Source organism: Streptomyces sp. NPDC087844 (genome assembly GCF_044742785.1).
GTDB lineage: Bacteria > Actinomycetota > Actinomycetes > Streptomycetales > Streptomycetaceae > Streptomyces.
On record NZ_JBIUVD010000002.1, the window covers coordinates 401178 to 421551 of the forward strand.

At 69.8% G+C, this 20374-nt stretch carries 14 protein-coding genes; 9 read left to right on the forward strand and 5 right to left on the reverse strand.

All coding sequences use genetic code 11. The annotated features are described in order from the left end of the window. The first annotated feature begins 193 nt into the window (after positions 1 to 193). The 5 genes from ACIOKD_RS05410 to ACIOKD_RS05430 all read left to right on the forward strand — a co-directional run bounded on the left by ACIOKD_RS05410 (position 194) and on the right by ACIOKD_RS05430 (position 9219). Positions 194 to 2224: a thioredoxin domain-containing protein gene (locus ACIOKD_RS05410; protein WP_402078470.1), complete on the forward strand. Its 2031-nt coding sequence runs from the start codon at positions 194 to 196 to the stop codon at positions 2222 to 2224. A gap of 200 nt (positions 2225 to 2424) precedes the next feature. Next, positions 2425 to 3771, forward strand: a complete 1347-nt coding sequence (locus ACIOKD_RS05415; protein WP_402078472.1) for a glycosyltransferase — start codon at positions 2425 to 2427, stop codon at positions 3769 to 3771. Further along, a complete protein-coding gene (locus ACIOKD_RS05420) occupies positions 3768 to 5474 on the forward strand; it encodes an ArnT family glycosyltransferase (protein WP_402078474.1) in 1707 nt (568 codons plus the stop codon). The genes ACIOKD_RS05415 and ACIOKD_RS05420 overlap by 4 nt, the downstream gene beginning before the upstream one ends. Then, the gene (locus ACIOKD_RS05425; RefSeq protein ID WP_402078476.1) at positions 5471 to 6766 is read left to right on the forward strand and encodes a glycosyltransferase; all 1296 of its coding nucleotides are present in this window, start codon (positions 5471 to 5473) and stop codon (positions 6764 to 6766) included. Before ACIOKD_RS05420 ends, ACIOKD_RS05425 begins: the two co-directional genes overlap by 4 nt. Then, on the forward strand, positions 6766 to 9219 hold the full coding sequence (locus ACIOKD_RS05430) for a galactose oxidase-like domain-containing protein (RefSeq protein WP_402078478.1): 2454 nt from the start codon (positions 6766 to 6768) through the stop codon (positions 9217 to 9219). Before ACIOKD_RS05425 ends, ACIOKD_RS05430 begins: the two co-directional genes overlap by 1 nt. A 155-nt stretch (positions 9220 to 9374) precedes the next feature. Here ACIOKD_RS05430 and ACIOKD_RS05435 read toward each other — a convergent pair whose 3' ends face one another. After that, entirely contained in the window at positions 9375 to 11213 is a 1839-nt protein-coding gene (locus ACIOKD_RS05435) for a phosphoenolpyruvate carboxykinase (GTP) (protein ID WP_402078481.1), read from the reverse strand. 387 nt (positions 11214 to 11600) lie between these two features. On the opposite strand from ACIOKD_RS05435, the gene ACIOKD_RS05440 reads away from it, so the two are divergent. From ACIOKD_RS05440 to ACIOKD_RS05450, 3 genes are all read left to right on the forward strand, one after another. Then, positions 11601 to 12314, forward strand: a complete 714-nt coding sequence (locus ACIOKD_RS05440; protein ID WP_402078483.1) for a hemolysin III family protein — start codon at positions 11601 to 11603, stop codon at positions 12312 to 12314. A 104-nt stretch (positions 12315 to 12418) separates the two neighbouring features. Further along, entirely contained in the window at positions 12419 to 13093 is a 675-nt protein-coding gene (locus tag ACIOKD_RS05445) for a TetR/AcrR family transcriptional regulator (protein WP_402078486.1), read from the forward strand. A 35-nt stretch (positions 13094 to 13128) separates the two neighbouring features. Beyond that, positions 13129 to 13857, forward strand: a complete 729-nt coding sequence (locus ACIOKD_RS05450) for a Mut7-C RNAse domain-containing protein (protein WP_402078489.1) — start codon at positions 13129 to 13131, stop codon at positions 13855 to 13857. A 355-nt stretch (positions 13858 to 14212) separates the two neighbouring features. Here the strand turns inward: ACIOKD_RS05450 and ACIOKD_RS05455 are convergent, their stop codons facing one another. Next, positions 14213 to 14650: a hypothetical protein gene (locus ACIOKD_RS05455; RefSeq protein ID WP_402078492.1), complete on the reverse strand. Its 438-nt coding sequence runs from the start codon at positions 14648 to 14650 to the stop codon at positions 14213 to 14215. 135 nt (positions 14651 to 14785) lie between these two features. Further along, positions 14786 to 15997, reverse strand: a complete 1212-nt coding sequence (locus ACIOKD_RS05460; RefSeq protein WP_402078495.1) for a pyridoxal phosphate-dependent aminotransferase — start codon at positions 15995 to 15997, stop codon at positions 14786 to 14788. A 533-nt stretch (positions 15998 to 16530) separates the two neighbouring features. Here ACIOKD_RS05460 and ACIOKD_RS05465 point away from each other — a divergent pair. Beyond that, positions 16531 to 17382, forward strand: coding sequence for a serine protease (locus ACIOKD_RS05465; protein WP_402078497.1), 852 nt, complete (start codon positions 16531 to 16533; stop codon positions 17380 to 17382). Between the two features lie 19 nt (positions 17383 to 17401). On the opposite strand, the gene ACIOKD_RS05470 is transcribed toward ACIOKD_RS05465, so the two are convergent. Next, a complete protein-coding gene (locus ACIOKD_RS05470; RefSeq protein ID WP_402078500.1) occupies positions 17402 to 19036 on the reverse strand; it encodes an amidohydrolase family protein in 1635 nt (544 codons plus the stop codon). A gap of 9 nt (positions 19037 to 19045) precedes the next feature. Then, positions 19046 to 20350: an alanine racemase gene (locus ACIOKD_RS05475; RefSeq protein WP_402078503.1), complete on the reverse strand. Its 1305-nt coding sequence runs from the start codon at positions 20348 to 20350 to the stop codon at positions 19046 to 19048. Between the last annotated feature and the right edge of the window lie 24 nt (positions 20351 to 20374).

A 20374-nucleotide genomic window follows, 5' to 3' on the forward strand; every position in this document is an offset into this window, starting at 1 on the left:
CCGGTCGCTGAGCCACAGAAGGGCAGGCGGCCTGGACGGTCAGCAGGGCGCGCGGGGACCGTGGCGGCGCAACGCTGCCACTCGCCAGCCGGTCCGGCCGCGCGAGCACTGAGCCGGCACCCCTCGGCCCCGTTCGTGCGCTGTCCCTGTGGCGCATGGACGGGGCGGAGGCGGGGTGAGCAAGGATGGGGGTATGCCAAACCGACTTGCGCAGGCCACATCCCCCTACCTCCTCCAGCACGCGGACAACCCGGTCGACTGGTGGCCATGGGAGGCCGGCGCGTTCGAAGAAGCCCGGCGGCGCAACGTCCCCGTGTTCTTGAGCGTCGGCTACAGCGCGTGCCACTGGTGCCACGTCATGGCACATGAGTCCTTCGAGGACGACGACACCGCCGCGTACATGAACGAGCACTTCGTGTCCGTCAAGGTGGACCGTGAAGAGCGGCCGGACGTGGACGCCGTCTACATGGAGGCCGTGCAGGCCGCCACAGGGCAGGGCGGCTGGCCCATGTCCGTGTTCATGACGCCGGACGGGGAGCCGTTCTACTTCGGCACGTACTTCCCTCCCGGGCCCCGGCACGGCAGCCCCTCGTTCCAGCAGGTCCTCGAAGGCGTGCGCGGCGCGTGGACCGACCGGCGGGACGAGGTCGCCGAGGTCGCCCAGAAGATCGTGCGCGACCTCGCCGGCCGCGAGATCGGCTTCGGCGACGCGCAGGTGCCCGGCGAGGGCGACCTCGCGCAGGCGCTGCTCGGGCTCACCCGCGACTACGACGCCACCCACGGCGGCTTCGGCGGGGCGCCCAAGTTCCCGCCGTCCATGGCCGTCGAGTTCCTGCTGCGCCACCACGCCCGCACCGGGTCCGAGGGCGCGCTCCAGATGGCCGCGGACACCTGCGAGCACATGGCCCGCGGTGGTATCTACGACCAGCTCGGCGGCGGCTTCGCCCGCTACTCCGTCGACCGTGGGTGGGTCGTGCCCCACTTCGAGAAGATGCTGTACGACAACGCGCTGCTGTGCCGCGTGTACGCGCACCTGTGGCGGAGCACCGGCTCGGACCTCGCCCGCCGGGTCGCCCTGGAGACCGCCGACTTCATGGTCCGCGAACTGCGGACGAACGAGGGCGGGTTCGCCTCCGCGCTCGACGCCGACAGCGACGACGGCGCGGGGAAGCACGTCGAGGGCGCGTACTACGCGTGGACCCCTCAGCAGTTGCGTGACGTGCTGGGCGACGAGGATGCGAGCCTCGCCGCCGACTACTTCGGGGTGACCGAGGAAGGCACCTTCGAGGAGGGCGCCTCCGTTCTGCAACTGCCGCAGAGCGAGGGCGTGTTCGACGCCGACCGGATCGAGTCCGTCAAGACGCGGCTGAAGGAGGCGCGCGACGGCCGTCCCGCCCCCGGCCGTGACGACAAGGTCGTCGCCGCCTGGAACGGGCTCGCGATCGCCGCCCTGGCCGAGACCGGCGCGTACTTCGACCGGCCCGACCTCGTCGACGCGGCGCTCGGGGCCGCCGACCTCCTCGTGCGGCTCCACCTGGACGAGCACGCGCGCCTCGCCCGTACCAGCAAGGACGGTCGCGCCGGCGCGCACGCGGGGGTGCTGGAGGACTACGCGGACGTCGCGGAGGGGTTCCTCGCGCTGGCCTCGGTGACCGGCGAGGGCGTCTGGCTTCAGTTCGCGGGCTTCCTGCTCGACCACGTCCTCGTGCAGTTCACCGACGAGCAGTCGGGGGCCCTGTACGACACGGCGGCCGACGCCGAGAAGCTCATCCGGCGCCCGCAGGACCCGACCGACAACGCCACGCCCTCCGGCTGGAGCGCGGCGGCCGGCGCCCTGCTGAGCTATGCGGCCCAGACCGGCTCGGAGCCCCATCGGAGTGCCGCCGAGCGGGCGTTGGGCGTGGTGAAGGCGCTCGGGCCGCGCGCCCCGCGGTTCATCGGCTGGGGTCTGGCCACCGCCGAGGCCCAGCTGGACGGCCCTCGGGAGGTGGCCGTCGTCGGACCAGGTGACAATCCGGCCACCAGGGAGCTGCACCGCGCCGCCCTGCTCGCCACCGCGCCCGGCGCGGTCGTCGCCGTGGGCACAGCGGACAGTGACGAACTGCCCCTCCTTGCACACCGATCACTTGTCGACAATGAACCGACCGCGTATGTCTGCCGTAACTTCACCTGTGACGCCCCGACGACCGACGTCGACCGCCTCCGGGCGGCACTGGGGCGCTGAGCAGGGGAAACACCCGGCACGCCGAGGCCCGATGTGCGCAGGTGTTCGGATACGTCCCACTAGTCGACCGAGCATTCCGAAACACGCTATTTATCAGAACACCTCCCGGACTTCACAGAATCCCCATAGTCTCTGTCCCGGACACGACAGGAGTCACTCGCTGTCGTGACAGGGGGTTCTGGGGATCCTGGGGGGATCTTTTGCTGGCGTCTGTTTTCATCGCTGTCGTTTCGCTCGCCCTTTTCTGGATGGCCGCTTTCACCCTGTGGTGGCAGATGCACGCGTGGCGTACGCCCGAGGTGCTCGCCTCCACCCGGTTCAGCAGTCCGGACGGGGGCGAGCACGTGTCCTTCTCGCTGCTGCTGCCCGCGAGGCACGAACAGGCCGTCCTCGACCACACCATCCAGCGCCTGCTGGAATCCGGCCACACCGACTTCGAGATCATCGTGATCGTCGGCCACGACGACCCGGACACCACCGCGGTGGCCCGGCACGCCGAGGCCCGCGACCCGCGTGTACGGGTGATCGTCGACACCCACGAGAAGAAGAACAAGCCGAAGGCCATGAACACGGCGCTGCCGCACTGCCGCGGCGATGTCGTCGGAGTCTTCGACGCCGAGGACCAGGTCCATCCGGAGCTGCTCGCGCACGTCGACCACGCCTTCCGCACCACCGGCGCGGACGTCGTCCAGGGCGGCGTCCAGCTCATCAACTTCCACTCCAGCTGGTACAGCCTGCGCAACTGCCTGGAGTACTTCTTCTGGTTCCGCTCGCGGCTCCACCTCCATGCGCAGAAAGGTTTCATCCCGCTCGGCGGCAACACCGTCTTCGTCCGCACGGACGTCCTGCGGGAAGCCGGCGGCTGGGACCCCGACTGCCTCGCCGAGGACTGCGACCTGGGAGTACGACTCTCCAGCGTCGGCAAGAAGGTCGTCGTCGCGTACGACTCCGACATGGTGACCAAGGAGGAGACCCCCGGCAGCCTGATGTCGCTGCTCAAGCAGCGCACCCGGTGGAACCAGGGCTTCCTCCAGGTCTACCGCAAGAAGGACTGGAAGCAGCTGCCCGGCTTCGGCCAGCGGCTGCTCGCCCGCTACACCCTGATGACGCCGTACCTCCAGGCGATCTCCGGCGTGATCATCCCGCTCAACGTGGCCGTCGCGCTCTTCCTCGACGTCCCTGTCGGCATCGCCTTCATCACCTTCCTGCCGGCCGTCACCGCGCTCGTCACCTTCGTCTTCGAACTGGTCGGACTGCACGACTTCGGCAAGCAGTACGGGCTGCGCGTCCGCTTCGTCCACTACCTCAAGCTCGTCGCCGGCGGCCCCTTCTACCAGGTGCTCCTGGCCGGAGCGGCCGTCCGTGCCGTCTGGCGCGAGCAGCGGGGCCGCAACGACTGGGAGCTGACCAGTCACGTCGGCGCACACCTCACCGACACCGGCCGTGACACCGCCACCGCCACCGCCACGGCAACCGGCGCCGAAGCCGACGCCGCCACCGAAGCCGCGGCCGCGGCCCGCGGGTCCCGAGAGGACGTCCCTGCGTGACCTCCACCCTCCCCGCGGTGACCACGTCCAAGGTCCCCGCGCAGCGCACTCCTGTCCCCACAACCGGTCCGGCTCCTCGAACAACCCCGCCCCGGCCGGGCCGTTCGAAGGCCGACCTGATCCTGTGCGGCGTACTCCTCGCGGCCGTCATGACCGTGCAGGGCTGGAACATCGCCGACTACCCGACCCTCAGCGACGACGAGGGCACCTACCTCGCCCAGGCCTGGTCCGTGCAGCAGGGCGACGGCCTCGCCCACTACACGTACTGGTACGACCACCCGCCCCTCGGCTGGATACAGATAGCCGCACTGACCTGGATCCCGTCCCTGCTCAGCCCCGAGTCGATGACGGTCGGCTCGATGCGGATCGTGATGCTCCTGGTCAGCGCGGTGAGCGCGGTCCTCGTCCACGTACTGGCCCGCCGCCTGTCCCTGCCCCGCTGGGCGGCGGCACTCGCACTGCTGCTGTTCGGCCTCTCGCCGCTGTCCGTCGTCCTCCAGCGCGAGATCTTCCTCGACAACCTCGCGGTGATGTGGACGCTGCTCGCGTTCTGCCTCGCCGCCTCTCCGAGCCGCCATCTCTGGCACCACTTCGGCGCGGGACTCGCCGCCGCGGCGGCGGTCCTGACCAAAGAGACAATGATCTTCGTCCTGCCCGCCGTGCTCGTCACCATGTGGCGCCACAGCCATCGGGACACCCGTAAGTTCGCGATCACCGGAGCCGTCACGGCCTGCGTCCTGATCGGCATGTCGTACCCGCTCTTCGCCCTCCTCAAGGGCGAACTCCTCCCGGGCGCCGGACACGTCTCGCTCTGGGACGGCCTCCAGTACCAGCTGACCAGGCCCGGTTCGGGCTTCATCCTCGACGAGGGCTCCGGCTCCCACGGGGTCCTGCAGTCCTGGCTCTACTACGACCGCGTCCTGCCGCTGGGCGGCCTGGCCGGAGCACTGCTGCTGCTGGTCACCTGGCGCTGGTCGGTCACCGCGCGGGCGCTCGCCGGACCCGCCCTGACCGTCGCCGTCCTCGCCCTGGTCGCCCTGCGCCCGAACGGCTACCTGCCCGCCATGTACGTCATCCAGGCCCTGCCGTTCCTCGCGCTGGTCCTCGCCGGAGGCACGGCGAGCGTCGCCCACGGGGTGCTGCGCAGACGGCGCGCCGCCGGCGAGAGCACGTACGTCACCCGCGGGCGGTACGCGGTCGCGGCGCTGCTCGTCGCGGTCTCGGCCGTGTACGTCGTGCCGCGCTGGTACGACGGCGCCCGCACCGCCGCCACCACCGACGCCAACGCCCCCTACCGGGCCGCCTCGAAGTGGCTGGCCACCGAGGTCGACAACCCGCAGGACACCCGTGTCCTGGTCGACGACGCGCTCTGGCTGGACCTCGTGCACGCCGGCTACCGGCCCGGACTCGGAGTCATCTGGTTCTACAAGGCCGACCTCGACCCCGCCGTGACGAAGACGATGCCGCGCGGCTGGCGCGACCTCGACTACGTCGTCGCCTCCCCGACCGTGCGGCGCGACGCCGTCGACCTGCCCAACGTCAAGCAGGCGATGCGGCACTCGACACCGGTCGCCACCTTCGGCAAGGGCCCCGACCGCGTCGAGATCCGGCGGATCGAGAACGGCGGCAAGGAGAGCAGGGCGAGCAGGCGGAGCACGGCAGGCACCGCGGACGCCGCGGCCACGGAAGGCGGCGACCGATGACGTACGAGTCCATCGTCCCGGGGGAGTTGAGCGACCCGGCACTGCGTGCGGCCTCACCGCTCCCCGAGCCGGGCGCGGTCACCATCGTCGTGCCGACCTTCAACGAGTCCGCGAACATCCGCGAGTTGCTGCGGCAGATCACCGCGTCGGTGAACGCGCGGCTGCCCTGCGAGGTCGTCTTCGTGGACGACTCCACCGACGACACCCCCGAGGTGATCCGGGACGCCGCCCGGGACTGCCCGTACCCGGTGACCGTGCTGCACCGCGAGAGCCCCGTCGGCGGGCTCGGCGGGGCCGTCGTCGAGGGCATCCGGGCGGCGACCTCCGACTGGATCGTCGTCATGGACGGCGACCTGCAGCATCCACCTTCCCTCGTCCCGGAGCTGGTGGCCGCGGGCGAACGCGCCCCGGCCGGACTCGTCGTCGCCTCCCGCTACCTCAAGGGCGGCAGCCGCGAGGGGCTGGCGGGCGGCTACCGCGTCGCCGTCTCGCGCGGTGCCACCTGGCTGACGAAGACGCTGTTCCCGCACCGGCTGCGCGGTATCAGCGACCCGATGAGCGGCTTCTTCGCGATCCGCCGCAGCGCGGTCACCGCGGACGTCCTGAAGCCCCTCGGCTACAAGATCCTGCTGGAAATGGCCGTACGGGCCCGGCCTCGCCAGGTCACCGAGGTGCCGTTCGTCTTCCAGGACCGGTTCGCTGGCGAGTCCAAGTCGACCGCGCAGGAGGGCGTCCGCTTCCTGCGGCACCTCGCCGGACTGCGTACGGCCTCGCCGGTGGCCCGGATGGTGGTCTTCGGGCTGATCGGTGCGACGGGCTTCCTGCCCAACCTCCTGGGCCTGTGGGCGCTGACGGCGGCCGGGATGCACTATCTGCCCGCCGAGATCGTCGCCAACCAGTTCGGCGTCGCCTGGAACTTCCTGCTCATCGAACACCTCTGCTTCCGGGACCGACGGCGGCACCGGAGCTGGTGGGACAGGGCGGGCCGGTTCGCGCTGCTCGCCAACGCCGACCTGGTGCTGCGCATCCCGCTGATCGCGCTGCTCGTGGGCCGGTTCGGCATGAGCGCGCTCGCCGCCACGGCACTCGCCCTGGTGACCACCTTCGTCCTGCGGTTCGCGGGCACGGAGGCGCTGGTCTATCTGCCACGCAAGGCGCGGGCGGCGCGCAAGCCGCGACAGCCGAGAAAGCCTCTCAAGCCGCCGAAACCACGCAAGGGAGGGCGCGCGACGGATACGGCGACCGGTCAGGGCCGTCGCACAAGGAGCCGCACAGCAAGGAGATCCAGCTGATGTTCCGCAGATCCGCTCCGACGTCCGGACGCCCGGCCCGCCCCGGACGCCGTACCACGACCCTGCTGGCCGTCGGAGCCCTCACCTCGGGGCTGCTCCTCTCGGTCCCGCAGCCGGCCTCCGCCGCCAACCTCGTGAAGAACCCGGGCTTCGAGACGGCGGGCACGGGCGGCGACGGCATGCCGTACTGCTGGGAGAAGTCCGGCTGGGGCGACAACGACTTCACCTTCTCCACCGTCGGCGGCGCCCACACCGGCTCCAAGGCCATGAAGGTCGAGCTGACCCGCCGTACCGAGGGCGACCGCAAGGCGCTGATCACCGAGTCCGCCGAGTGCGCTCCGGTCGTGAGCGTCGGCAAGCAGTACGACCTCGGGCTCTGGTACAAGTCGACCACCCCGGACACCTCCCTCACGCTCTTCCGGCACGACACGACCGCCGGCTGGCAGTACTGGACCGACCTCAAGACGCTCCCGGTCAGCGCGAACTGGTCCGAGGCGACGGTCCGTACGTCCGAGGTCCCCGCGGGCACCGACCGCATCAGCTGGGGTGTCTCCGTCTACGGCACCGGTTCCGCGACCACCGACGACTACACGATGGACCAGGTCGCCGACCCGATACCCGACCCGGTGTGCACCGGCACGGCCGAACAGTGCGCCAACGGCCGCTGGGACGTGCTGCCCACGCAGAACCCGGTCCGCTCCATGCACTCCGTCGTCCTCAACAACGGCAAGGTGCTGCTGATCGCGGGCTCAGGCAACAGCGAGGAGATGTTCGAGGCGGGCACGTTCACCAGCGCGGTCTACAACCCGGTGACCGGCACGTACAAGCAGATCCCCACGCCCAAGGACATGTTCTGCGCGGGACACGTGCAACTGGACGACGGCCGTGTCCTGGTCATGAGCGGCAACAAGGGCTACCCGTCCGCCGACGGCACGATCGGCTACCAGGGCTACAAGGACTCGTACCTCTTCGACCCGGTCACCGAGACGTACAGCAGGACGAACGACATGAACGACGGGCACTGGTATCCGTCGGCGACGATCCTCGGCAACGGTGACGTGATCTCCTTCGGCGGGCTGAAGGAGGACTCGACCGGGTCCGTGGCGGCCGAGCGCTGGTCGGACGCCGAGAACAAGTGGCTGCCGCTGTGGCAGGTCAACCAGACCTGGTCGTACTGGGGCCTGTACCCGACGATGGTCCTGATGCAGGACGGCCGCCTCTTCTACACGGGCAGCCACACCTTCGGCAACAACATCCCCGGTACGGGCTCGGCGATCTACGACTACGACGCCAACACCACCACCCAGGTGCCCGGCCTGCAGCGCAAGGACGAACGCGACCAGTCGGCCAGTGTGCTGCTGCCCCCGGCCCAGGACCAGAAGGTCCTCACCATCGGCGGCGGCAACATCGACTCGAACCCCGACGCGAACCGGCTGACCGACGTCATCGACCTCAAGTCCGCCAACCCGGCGTACACCGCCGGACCGCCGCTCCCGCAGGGCACCGTCGACCTCGGCAACGGCAAGGTCCCGCAGACCGGCGCCCAGGGCAAGATGTACGTCTCCGCCGTGCTGCTGCCCGACGGGAAGGTCCTGGAGACCGGCGGCGCCCTGCACAACCGCGCCGATCCGGTCCACGAGTCGTCGCTCTACGACCCGGCGACGAACACCTTCGACCCGGTGGCCGCCGACCCGCAGGCCCGCGGCTACCACTCGTCCGCGTTCCTGCTCCCCGACGGCCGCGTGATGGCCACCGGCGACAACCCGGGCAACGGCTCCTGGAACCACAACGTGTCCGTCTACACCCCGCCGTACCTGCTCAAGGGCGCCCGCCCGAACATCACCTCACTCATCGACAACGAGTGGACGTACGGCGACACGCAACGCATCACGGTCGACCGGCCCATCGCCAGGGCCGAACTGATCCGCCCGGCCGCGGTGACGCACTCCTCCGACCCGAACCAGCGCTTCGTGGACCTGCCGCTCTCCGTCGACGGCGACAACGTCGACCTGAACGTGACGAGCAACCCGAACCTCGCCCCGCCCGGCTGGTACATGCTCTTCGCGGTCGACGCGAACGGCGTGCCGTCGGTGGCGAAGTGGGTCCACCTCCAGGGCCCGTCCGCGACGGCCGCGGCCTCCGGGGAAACGGCCTCGGGCCACGTCCACTCCTTCGCGGACTCCCTCGAAGGAAAGGTCGCCGAGCCCGGCAAGAAGCGGGCCTCGGCGAAGGTCAGCCCCACCATCGCCGGTTGCGACCGTCACTACGGCTCCGCCAACGTCTGCGTCCCGACGGTCTTCCCGGCCGAGGTCAAGAAGACGACGGCGGCTCGTTGTGCCTGGCTCAGGTCCAACGACTACGGCCCCCTGAAGATCAACGGCAAGGACGACCCACTGCGACTCGACCGCAACGGGGACGGCGTGGCCTGCGGCAAGGGGGACGCCAAGCGCTGAGCACGGACGCGCCGTGAGGGGCGGCGCAGCCCGCCCTTCAGGGGCGCGGGGAACTGCGCGCCCAGCCACGACGCACCCGCGCCCGGCCATATGCCGCAAGCGCCGGACGGGCTGATCTCTCAGCCCGTCCGGCGCTCGCTGACAAACGGCGGGCCTCAGCCCAGGCGCTTCACCAGCGCCCGGTACTCGTCCCAGAGCTCCACCGGCGTGTGCTCACCGAACGTGTTCAAGTGCTCCGGCACCAGCGCGGCCTCCTCGCGCCAGACCTCCTTGTCGACCGTGAGCAGGAAGTCGAGGTCGGACTCGGAGAGGTCGAGACCCTCCGTGTCGAGCGCGCCCTTCGCCGGCAGCACCCCGATCGGCGTCTCGACACCCTCGGCCCGCCCGCCGAGCCGGTCCACGATCCACTTCAGGACCCGGCTGTTCTCGCCGAAGCCGGGCCACACGAACTTGCCCTCGTCGTTCTTCCGGAACCAGTTGACGTAGTAGATCTTCGGGAGCTTCGCCTGGTCCCTGCCCTTGGCGACATCGACCCAGTGGCCCATGTAGTCGCCCATGTTGTAGCCGCAGAACGGCAGCATGGCGAACGGGTCGCGGCGCAGCTCACCGACCTTGCCCTCGGCGGCGGCGGTCTTCTCGGAGGCGACGTTCGCCCCGAGGAACACACCGTGGTTCCAGTCGAAGGACTCCGTCACCAGCGGAACGGCCGTGGCCCGGCGCCCACCGAAGAGGATCGCCGAGATCGGCACGCCCCGCGGGTCCTCCCACTCGGGCGCGATGATCGGGCACTGCGCGGCGGGCACGGTGAAGCGGGCGTTGGGGTGCGCGGCGGGCACTCCGGACTCGGGGGTCCAGTCGTTGCCCTTCCAGTCCGTCAGGTGGGCCGGAGTCTCCTCCGTCATGCCCTCCCACCAGATGTCGTTGTCGTCGGTCAGGGCGACGTTGGTGAAGACGGAGTTGCCCCACAGCGTCTTCATCGCGTTGGCGTTGGTGTGCTCACCGGTGCCGGGCGCGACGCCGAAGAAACCGGCCTCGGGGTTGATGGCGTACAGACGCCCGTCCTCGCCGAAGCGCATCCAGGCGATGTCGTCGCCGATGGTCTCGACGGTCCAGCCGCGGACCGTCGGCTCCAGCATCGCGAGGTTCGTCTTGCCGCAGGCGCTCGGGAACGCGGCGGCCACGTACTTCGACTCCCCCTGCGGAGGCGTGAGTTTCAGGATGAGCATGTGCTCGGCCAGCCAGCCCTCGTCACGGGCCATGACGGAGGCGATGCGCAGCGCGTAGCACTTCTTGCCGAGCAGCGCGTTGCCGCCGTACCCGGAGCCGTACGACCAGATCTCGCGGGTCTCCGGGAAGTGGGAGATGTACTTCGTGGAGTTGCAGGGCCACGGCACATCCGCCTCGCCCTCCTCCAGCGGCGCCCCGAGCGTGTGCACAGCACGCACGAAGAACCCGTCGGAGCCGAGTTCGTCCAGGACCGGCTGACCCATCCGGGTCATGGTGCGCATCGAAACGGCGACGTACGCGGAGTCGGTGATCTCGACCCCGATGGCGGAGAGGTCGGAGCCGAGCGGGCCCATGCAGAACGGGACGACGTACATCGTCCGGCCGCGCATCGAGCCACGGAAGATCCCCCCGTTGCCCTCCTTGCCCTGGAAGACCTCCCGCATCTCGGCGGGGTCCTTCCAGTGGTTGGTCGGGCCCGCGTCCGCCTCGTCCTCGGAGCAGATGAACGTCCGGTCCTCGACCCGGGCGACATCGGTCGGGTCTGAGGCGGCGTAGTAGGAGTTCGGGCGCTTGATCGGGTCGAGCTTCTTGAAGGTGCCCTTGCGGACGAGCTCCTCGCTCAGTCGCTCGTATTCGGCCTCTGAGCCGTCACACCAGACCACACTGTCCGGTTGCGTCAGTTCGGCGATCTCGTTGACCCACGAGATCAGTTCCTGATGGTTGGTGGGGACGGTGTCGGAAGAGGGAGCCGCGATGTCGCGCGCCACGATCGCTCCTAGATGAGGGGTTTTTGTTTTTTGTGCCCCGTGGGGGCCGCGACCCGGATGCTTCACGTGATCGATACTCACCGATCGTCATCGATCGTCACCGATCTTCAGGGACTTTTTTCGATCTTTTCGGTGGATATCGATCTTCCCGGCGCTCATCCGGTGCCGACCGCACTCATTTGATCATCCGACGGCTCCGCGCATATGTCCAGAGGGCCGTACATCTGAGCAGCGTGAGCATCGCCACGTGCCGCCGTACGCGTAAGAAATCCTTTCCCGGCTCACCTGGCACTTCGGTCCGGCATCCGCGTGAGACCCTGGCCACTAGGCGCATTCCTGACGGTCGGCTGATACGTAACTTACGGTTCCGTAGGTACGATGGATCGTATGACTGCGCCCAGCCCCGACGCCTCAGCGGAATCGCCGGTCGTCGACCGTGTCGCCGAAGCGCTCTCCCTGCCGCACCCCGTCAAACCAAGACTGCGCGGCTGGCTGCACGCCGGAATGTTCCCGGCGGTGCTCGTCTCCGGCCTGGTCCTGACAGCCCTCGCCGGCTCGACCCGCGCCCGTGCGGCCTGCGCGATCTTCGTCCTGACGGCCTGCCTGCTGTTCGGGGTCAGCGCGATCTACCACCGCGGCACGTGGAGTCCGCGTATGGACGGTGTGCTGCGCAGACTCGACCACGCGAACATCTTCCTGATCATCGCGGGCTCGTACACACCGCTGACGATGCTGCTGCTCCCGGAGAGCAAGGGGAAGTGGCTGCTGTGGGGCATCTGGGGCGCGGCGATCGCGGGCATCGCCTTCCGGGTCTTCTGGATCGGCGCCCCGCGCTGGCTCTACACCCCCTGTTACATCGCGATGGGCTGGGCCGCCGTCTTCTTCCTCCCCGACTTCATGCGGGCCGGAGGCATCGCCGTCCTGGTCCTGGTGATCGTGGGCGGGCTCCTCTACAGCGCCGGCGGAGTGATCTACGCGCTCAAGCGCCCCAACCCGTCACCGCGCTGGTTCGGCTTCCACGAGGTCTTCCACTCACTCACCCTCGCGGCGTTCATCGCGCACTACATCGGCATCTCGATGGTGGCCTACCAGTACGGGTAGCAGTACGGGTAGCCAGTACGGACAGCCAGTACGGACAGCCACGGCAGCTCTCCGCGGCGGCCGGGACCGGACACGGCCCCGGCCGATGGCCGACAATGACCGCCATGACGGCCGCACGTACTCCGCCTCCCGCTGCCTCCGCCGCCCACCCCCGGCCGGGACTCCGTGAGCGCAAGAAGACCAAGACGCGCACGGCCATCCGTGACGCGACGTACCGGCTGATCCGCGAGCAGGGGTACGACGCGACGACGATCGAGCAGATCGCCGAGCGGGCCGAGGTGTCGCCGTCCACGGTCCTCCGCTACTTCCCGGCCAAGGAGGACATCGTCCTCACGGACGAGTACGCCCCGATCCTGGTGGCACAGCTGCGCGCCCGCCCGGCGGACGAACCGTTGCTCGACTCCCTCCGCCACGTGTGCAGGGCGGGCATCGGCCTCGGCGCCCCGAACCTGGCCCCGGCCTCGGACTTGCCCTCCGCCTCGGAGGAACCGGAGGTGACCAGGCTGCGGACCCGGCTGATGGTCGAGGTGCCCGCCGTGCGTGCGCGGATGATGGGTAGCATGGCCGGCACCGGTCGGCTGCTCTGCCAGGTCATCGGCGAGCGCACCGGCCGGGCACCCGACGGCCTGGAGGTGCGCGTCTTCGCGATGTCCCTGGTGGGCGGTCTGACGGAGGCGGCCCTGTACTGGGCCGAGCACGGGCACGAGGACGACCTCGCTGTCCTCGTCGACCGGGCCCTGGACGTCCTGGAACAAGGGCTCGCTCCGGGGAAACCCTGAGGCCACGGGCCCGTCCCGCATGTCATCCTGAGCCGGTGAACGGACCGGAGATCCACGTCGAATTCGCCCCCCGACTGCACGTGTTCGTCCCGCACGGACGCCGGTCGGGGGCCACGCCGGTCGCCACCGACGGCTCCTCCACGCTGGGCCATGTCGTCGAGTCGCTCGGCGTCCCGCTGACCGAGGTCGGGGAACTCGTGGTGAACGGCCGCCCGGTGCCCGTCTCGCATCCGCCGGCGCCGGCCGACTCCGTGGAGGTGCGCGCGGTCGAGCGCCCCCAGCCGGTGCCGGGCGCTCCGCTGCGGTTCCTGCTCGACGTCCACCTCGGCACGCTGGCGCGCAGGCTGCGGCTCCTCGGTGTCGACACCGCGTACGAGTCACTGGACATCGGCGATCCGGCGCTCGCGGCGAGATCCGCGGCCGAGCGGCGGGTGATGCTCAGCCGGGACCGGGGCCTGCTGCGGCGCCGGGAGCTGTGGGCCGGGGGATTCGTGTACAGCACCCGACCGGACGAGCAACTACGGGACGTACTCGGCCGTTTCGCACCCGCACTGCGGCCCTGGAGCCGTTGCACCGCATGCAACGGACTGCTCGCGGAGGCCTCGAAGGACGAGGTCGCCGAGCAGCTTCGAGGGGGTACGCGGCGGTCGTACGACGTGTTCGCGAGGTGCGAGGGGTGTGGTCGCGCGTACTGGCGGGGCGCGCACCACGAGCAACTGGAGGCGATCGTGGGCCGGGCGCTCGCGGAGTTCGGCCCCGGCTGAGCCCACCCCTCTGGCCGACCCTTGTGGCCGACCGGCCCTGGTCAGCTCGGTGAGCCGTCCGGCGGCGGGCGGCAGCTCGACGTCCGCGAGGTGGGCCCGCAACTTCCCGAAGTCCCCGCGGACCCCCGGTCCTCAAACGCCGGACGGGCTGAAAGACAGCAGGGGCAGCCCCGCTTTCCAGGGGCGCGGGGAACCGCGCGACAAGCCCTCACCGGCCGCAGACCTGAACCGACGGACGCGCACGCAGCGAAAAGAAGGGTCGCACCCTCAGGGTGCGACCCTTCACACATGCATGGCACCCGGTCCGCACGTCGCTGCGGGTGCGCGCGGACCGGGGCCGATCAGGGGGAGTGGCTCAGCGAGCGGTGAGCGCAGGCTCCGCGACGGCGACGGCAGCCGCGTGCGCATCCATCCGCTCGGCGGCGAGAATCGCCCCCGCCGTGTCCGCCCGGGAGGCGGCGACAACAAGGGCGCGCCCCGCCAGGGCATGTGCCCGCTGATGCAGTCCGACGGACAGCGGCCCACGGCCTCCACCGGTGGCGGACGCGACAGCCGCACGGACGGGCGGACGCCCCCCGCGCAGCCGGGTCACCCGGTCGGCCAACCGTTCCGCGGCGACATCGAGCTCGGCGGAGGTGGACGGTTCGAGGGCGCGGAGCTCGTCCGTGACCGCGAGCAGTGCCGCCAGATGACCGGCGAGCTGGATGTCCAGCTCTTCCTCGCGCGACCGATGGGGAAAGTCGGCGGTGCCGGCCATCGTGTGGACCGACTTGGTGCGGATCGGTTCGTACATGGGAGATGGCCTCCTGTGCTCTGACAGGAAACCATCCTAGCTTAGATTTCGTCTAAAGTTGAGCAGACTCCGAAAGCGGAGCCGCCTGACCACGCACGGTGACCAGGCGTCAGTTCTGCCCGTCGGTTTCGCCCGTCAGCTCTGCCCGTACCCGTCCAGGAAGTTGCCGATCCGGGTCACCGCGTCCGTCAGATCCCGGGCGGTCGGCAGGGTGACGACCCGGAAGTGGTCGGGTTCCGGCCAGTTGAAGCCCGTTCCCTGCACGACCATGATCTTCTCGGTGCGCAGCAGGTCGAGCACCATCCGCCGGTCGTCCTTGATCTTGTAGACCTTCGGATCGAGGCGCGGGAAGAGGTAGAGCGCGCCCCTGGGTTTCACGCAGGTCACACCCGGGATCTGGGTCAGCAGCCTGTGTGCCACGTCCCGCTGCTCGCGCAGCCGCCCGCCGGGCAGAACGAGGTCGTTGATGGTCTGCCGGCCACTCAGAGCGGCGACGACACCGTGCTGACCCGGCATGTTCGCGCAGAGCCGCATGTTGGCGAGGATCGTCAGCCCCTCGATGTACGAGTCGGCGTGCGCCCGCGGCCCGGAGATCGCCATCCAGCCCACCCGGTACCCGGCCACGCGGTACGCCTTCGACATGCCGTTGAACGTGAGGGTGAGCAGGTCGGGGGCGACCTTGGCGGTCGGGGTGTGCACGGCCTCGTCGTACAGGATCTTGTCGTAGATCTCGTCCGAGCAGACCAGCAGGTTGTGGCGGCGGGCGATGTCGGTGAGCCCGCGCAGCATCGCCTCGTCGTAGACCGCGCCCGTCGGGTTGTTCGGGTTGATGATCACGATCGCCTTGGTGCGGTCGGTGACCTTCCGCTCCACGTCGGCGAGATCGGGCATCCAGTCGGACTGCTCGTCGCAGCGGTAGTGGACGGCGGTGCCGCCGGAGAGGGAGACGGCGGCGGTCCACAAGGGGTAGTCCGGCGCGGGTACGAGGACCTCGTCGCCGTCGTCCAGCAGGCCCTGCATCGCCATCACGATCAGCTCGGACACGCCGTTGCCGATGAAGACGTGCTCGACGTCCGTCTCTATGCCGAGGGTCTGGTTGTGCATGACCACGGCGCGGCGGGCCGCGAGCAGACCCTTCGCGTCGCCGTAGCCGTGCGCCGACGAGACGTTGCGGAGGATGTCCTCCAGGATCTCCGGCGGGCACTCGAAGCCGAACGCTGCGGGGTTTCCGGTGTTCAGCTTGAGGATGCGGTGGCCGGCCGCTTCCAGCCGCATCGCCTCCTCAAGGACCGGGCCCCGGATCTCGTAACAGACGTTGGCGAGCTTGGTCGACTGGATCACCTGCATGTTCGTGAGCTTACGGGCGAGTAGGGGTTGTCGCGCCGTGTTTCCGCCACGTGAGACGTCTGTCTCGGGGGGTGTGGTGTGCGTGCGGGGCGGTGGGGGTTGGCCGCGCGGTTCCCCGCGCCCCTGGGGGGGTGTCGGTGGGGGGTGTGGTGTGCGTGCGGGGCGGTGAGGGTTGGCCGCGCAGTTCCTCGCGCCCCTAAGGGCCGGCTCGGTCAGGGGCGCGGGGAACTGCGCGGGCGACCCCCACTCGGCCGCAGACATGTGCACTCCGGACCCCGCACTCCGTGCCCCGCGCGCCGCACCCGCGCCTCGCACTCCGTGCCCCGCGCGCCGCACCCGCGCCCCCCGCCCCGCACCCCGCACCCGCGCCCCGCCGCTGTCGGTGTTCGTTCGTCGTGCGGCGGGAGATGAGTGCTCGCGGCTGGAAATGGGTTCTTGTCGGGGTGCGGGAGGGGACTAAGAATGCGCATGACAAAAACGGGAAGTGGCCGGAAGATCTTCGGTCGCTCACGTCACAAGAGGGGACCCCCCACATGAAAAAGCCTCTCCTTGCCGCGCTCGGCGCCCTGATGATCGCGGGGACGGGCCTGGCAGCACCGGCGGTGGCCGCCACGGAGACGAAGACCGCCACCAGCGCACCCGCGGCCATCCAGGCCGTCACCTTCGCCGGCACGGTCTCGCTCAGCAACTGCTCCGGCTCCGTCATGCGCTTCCCCGACTCCGAGGACGACGACCCGGCGCTGGTGATGTCGAACGGCCACTGCCTGGAGACCGGTTTCCCCGCGGCCGGCGAGGTCATCGTCGACCAGGCCTCCACCCGCACCTTCGGCCTGCTGAACTCCGCAGGCACCCGCGTCGCCACCCTGCGCGCCAGCAAGATCGCATACGCCACCATGACCGACACGGACGTCTCGCTCTACCAGCTCACCACCACCTACGGGGCGATCAGGACCGCGTACGGCATCAGCCCGCTGACACTCAACGACACGCACCCGGTCGCCGGCACCGCGATCACGGTCGTCTCCGGCTACTGGAAGCGCACGTACGCCTGCAACGTCGACGGCTTCGCCTACCGACTCAAGGAGGGCGCCTGGACCTGGAAGGACTCGGTCCGCTACACCTCCGCCTGCCAGACCATCGGCGGTACGTCGGGCTCGCCCGTGATCGACAACGCCACCGGCAACGTCGTCGCCGTCAACAACACGGGCAACGAGGACGGCGGACGCTGCACCGACAACAACCCGTGCGAGGTGGACGAGAACGGCACCGTCACCGTCCGCGCGGGCATCAACTACGGCCAGGAGACCTATCAGATACCCGCCTGCTTCGGCCTCGACAGCAAGCTCGACCTGAACGCCGGCGGCTGCACCCTGCCCAAGCCGTAACCAGTCGGCCGGCGGGCGGTCAGCCAGTGGTCCGGCGGACCGCCCGCCCCGCCAGCACATCCGTCCGCCGCCCGTCCTCGACGACGAACCGCCCGTCGATCAGGACATGCGGGATGCCGGTCGGCAGCGTACGCGGCGCGTCGAAGGTCGACCCCGCGGCGACCGTCTCGGGGTCGAAGAGAACCAGATCCGCCCGGTACCCCTCCCGCACCAGCCCGCGGTCGGCCAGCCGCAGCCGCGCCGCCGGACGCGACGTCAGATGGGCGACACACTCCTCCAGACTCAGAACACCCAACTCCCGCACATACCGCCCGAGGTACTGCGGGAACGTGCCGTACGCCCGCGGATGCGGCTTTTCCCCGCGCAGAATGCCGTCCGAGCCACCGGTGTGAACACGGTGCCGCATGATCGTCCGCACGTTCTCCTCGTGCCCCACGTGCTGCAGGATCGTCGATCCGAGACCGTCGTCGAGCAGCAGCCGACGCGCGGTGGTCCAAGGCGCCTCGCCACGCGCGTCCGCGGACTCCTGGACCGTCCGCCCCACATAGGACCCGAGCGCCGGATCGGCGACACCGGAGATCTCGATGGTGTCCCATTCGATGGGCACGCCATGACACCCGTCCGAGCCCACCACCTCCATGTGGTGCCGAATCCGCTCGGCCGCCCCTCCGTCCCCGTCGTCCCTCAGCCGGGTGAGGATCGCCTCCGGCCCGCCCTCACTCGCCCAACTGGGCAGCATCGCCACCAGAGTCGTACAACCAGGCGTGTACGGGTACGTGTCGAGACTGATGTCCGCCCCCCCGGCCAGCGCCTCATCGAGGAGAACCAACAGCTCAGGCCCTTTCCCCTTGTTGACGCCGAAGTTCATGGTGGCGTGCGCGAGATGGAGTGAGCACCCGGCCTCACGCGTCAGTTCCACCATCTCCCGGTACGCCTCCAGGGCGCCGGCGCCGTACGAGCGGTGGTGCGGGCAGTAGTAGCCGCCGTACTCGGCCACCACCCGGCACAGTTCGGTCAGCTCGGCGTCCTTGGCGTACATGCCGGGGGTGTACGTGAGCCCGGACGACATGCCGACCGCGCCCTCACGCATCCCGTCGGCGACCAACTGTCGCATCCGCCGCAGCTCTTCAGGCGTCGCCTCCCGGTCGTCCCAGCCGACGGCGAGCATCCGCACAGCACCCTGCGGAATCAGATAGGCGGCGTTGACGGCGATGCCCTCACCCCCGAACCCGAAGTCCAGACGATCCAGATACTCACCCACCGACCGCCAACTGAAGTCGATGTCCTCCCCGTCGCCGTTCCAGCCGGTGATCGCGCGGCGCACCTCGGCGAGCGTGCGGTCGTCCACGGGGGCGTACGACAGCCCGTCCTGCCCGATGACCTCCAGCGTGACCCCCTGGGCGACCTTCGCGCTGTGATCGGGGTCCCGCAGCAGAGCGAGATCGCTATGGGCGTGCATGTCGATGAAGCCCGGAGCCAGTACAAGCCCCTCGGCATCCACCACCCGACGAGCGACGGGCCGCAGACATCCAGCGGCAGCCGCCTCCTGCACCACGGTCGTGATCCGGCCGCCCTCGATACCCACGTCGGCCCGGAAGGACGGGCCTCCGCTGCCGTCCACGACGTCCACGTCACGGATGACGAGATCCAGCATGGCGAGCTCCTAGAAGTAGGTGCGGACGTAGTCGACGACGGTGCCGTCCTGCTCCACCACAGGGATCAGCTGCCACTTGTCGAACGAGGTGCAGGGATGCGAGAGGCCCATGCCCACCCAGTCACCGACCTGCAACTCAGCCCCCTCGGCCGTACGGATCCAAGCATGCTGGTCGGACAGAGAAGCAACGCTGATGCCATCAGCCGGCCGCTCACCACCCTCTCCCTTCTCCCCCCGCACCACCTGCACCACGGGCAGATCCAGGTCGTACGCGGCATCGCGCTTGCCGGCGTTGGCGAAGGCCTGCTCGGCCGAGGGCCGGGAGACGACCTGCGCCCAGAGCCGGAAGGCAGGCTGCAGAGCCCCTTCCTCAGGAACCCGCACGAATGGCGTCACTTCCCGGTAGTGCCCGTCATCATGCGAGACGTAGGCACCCGAACGCAGCAGCTTCAGTGCGGGCAGCGACAGTTCGGGCAGCTCGGCGAAGACGTCGGCCACCGCGTCGAACCAGGCACTGCCCCCCGCGCTCACCACGATCTCGTCCAGCCCCCCGGCGAACCGCCCCGCCTTGTCGAAGTCCACGGCCAGAGCGGTGAGCCGCCGCAGCCAGGCCCGCACCCGCTCGGGATCGGCGTCCGGCACCTCACCCTCGTACCCCGCGACCCCCACCAGGCGAAGAGTCTCCACACCGGCCACGGCATCGGCGACGACCCCGCACTCGGCCTCGGTCCGCACCCCGGTCCGAGCAGCCTCACCCGCCGCCAGCTCGACGACGACGTCCACCGGACGCGAGGAGACCCCCCGCAACGCGGCGTCCATCAACTCGACACCCCGCACGGAGTCGACGTAACACACGAACCGAAAACCGGGGTCGGCGGCGAGCTGCGCGGCGACCCAGGCGAGGGCAGCCGCATCGACCAGCTCATTGGCCAGAAAGACACGCTGGACACCGAAGGCGCGGGCCACCCGCACCTGATGCGGCACGGCGAGCGTGATGCCCCAAGCCCCGTGCTCGATCTGCCGCCAGAAAAGCTGCGGAGCCATGGACGTCTTGCCGTGCGGAGCGAAAACAAGACCATGACGCTCCGCATACGTCTCCATGAGCCGCAGATTGTGCTCAAGCCGCTCGGCGGAGAGGGCGAGCAGCGGCGTGGTGAAACCACCGCTGAACAGATTGCGGCGCTCGGCGGCCAGCTCGCCGACGGTCAGCCCCTCGGCATCGGGCGGAAGGCCCTTGAACCGATGGTCGACAGGCTCGTCGGCGAGCGCGGCAAGACGTTCCGTACCGCGGGCAGAGCCGGAGTCGGCGGCCATAAAGCCTCCCTCATAGAGAGCCAT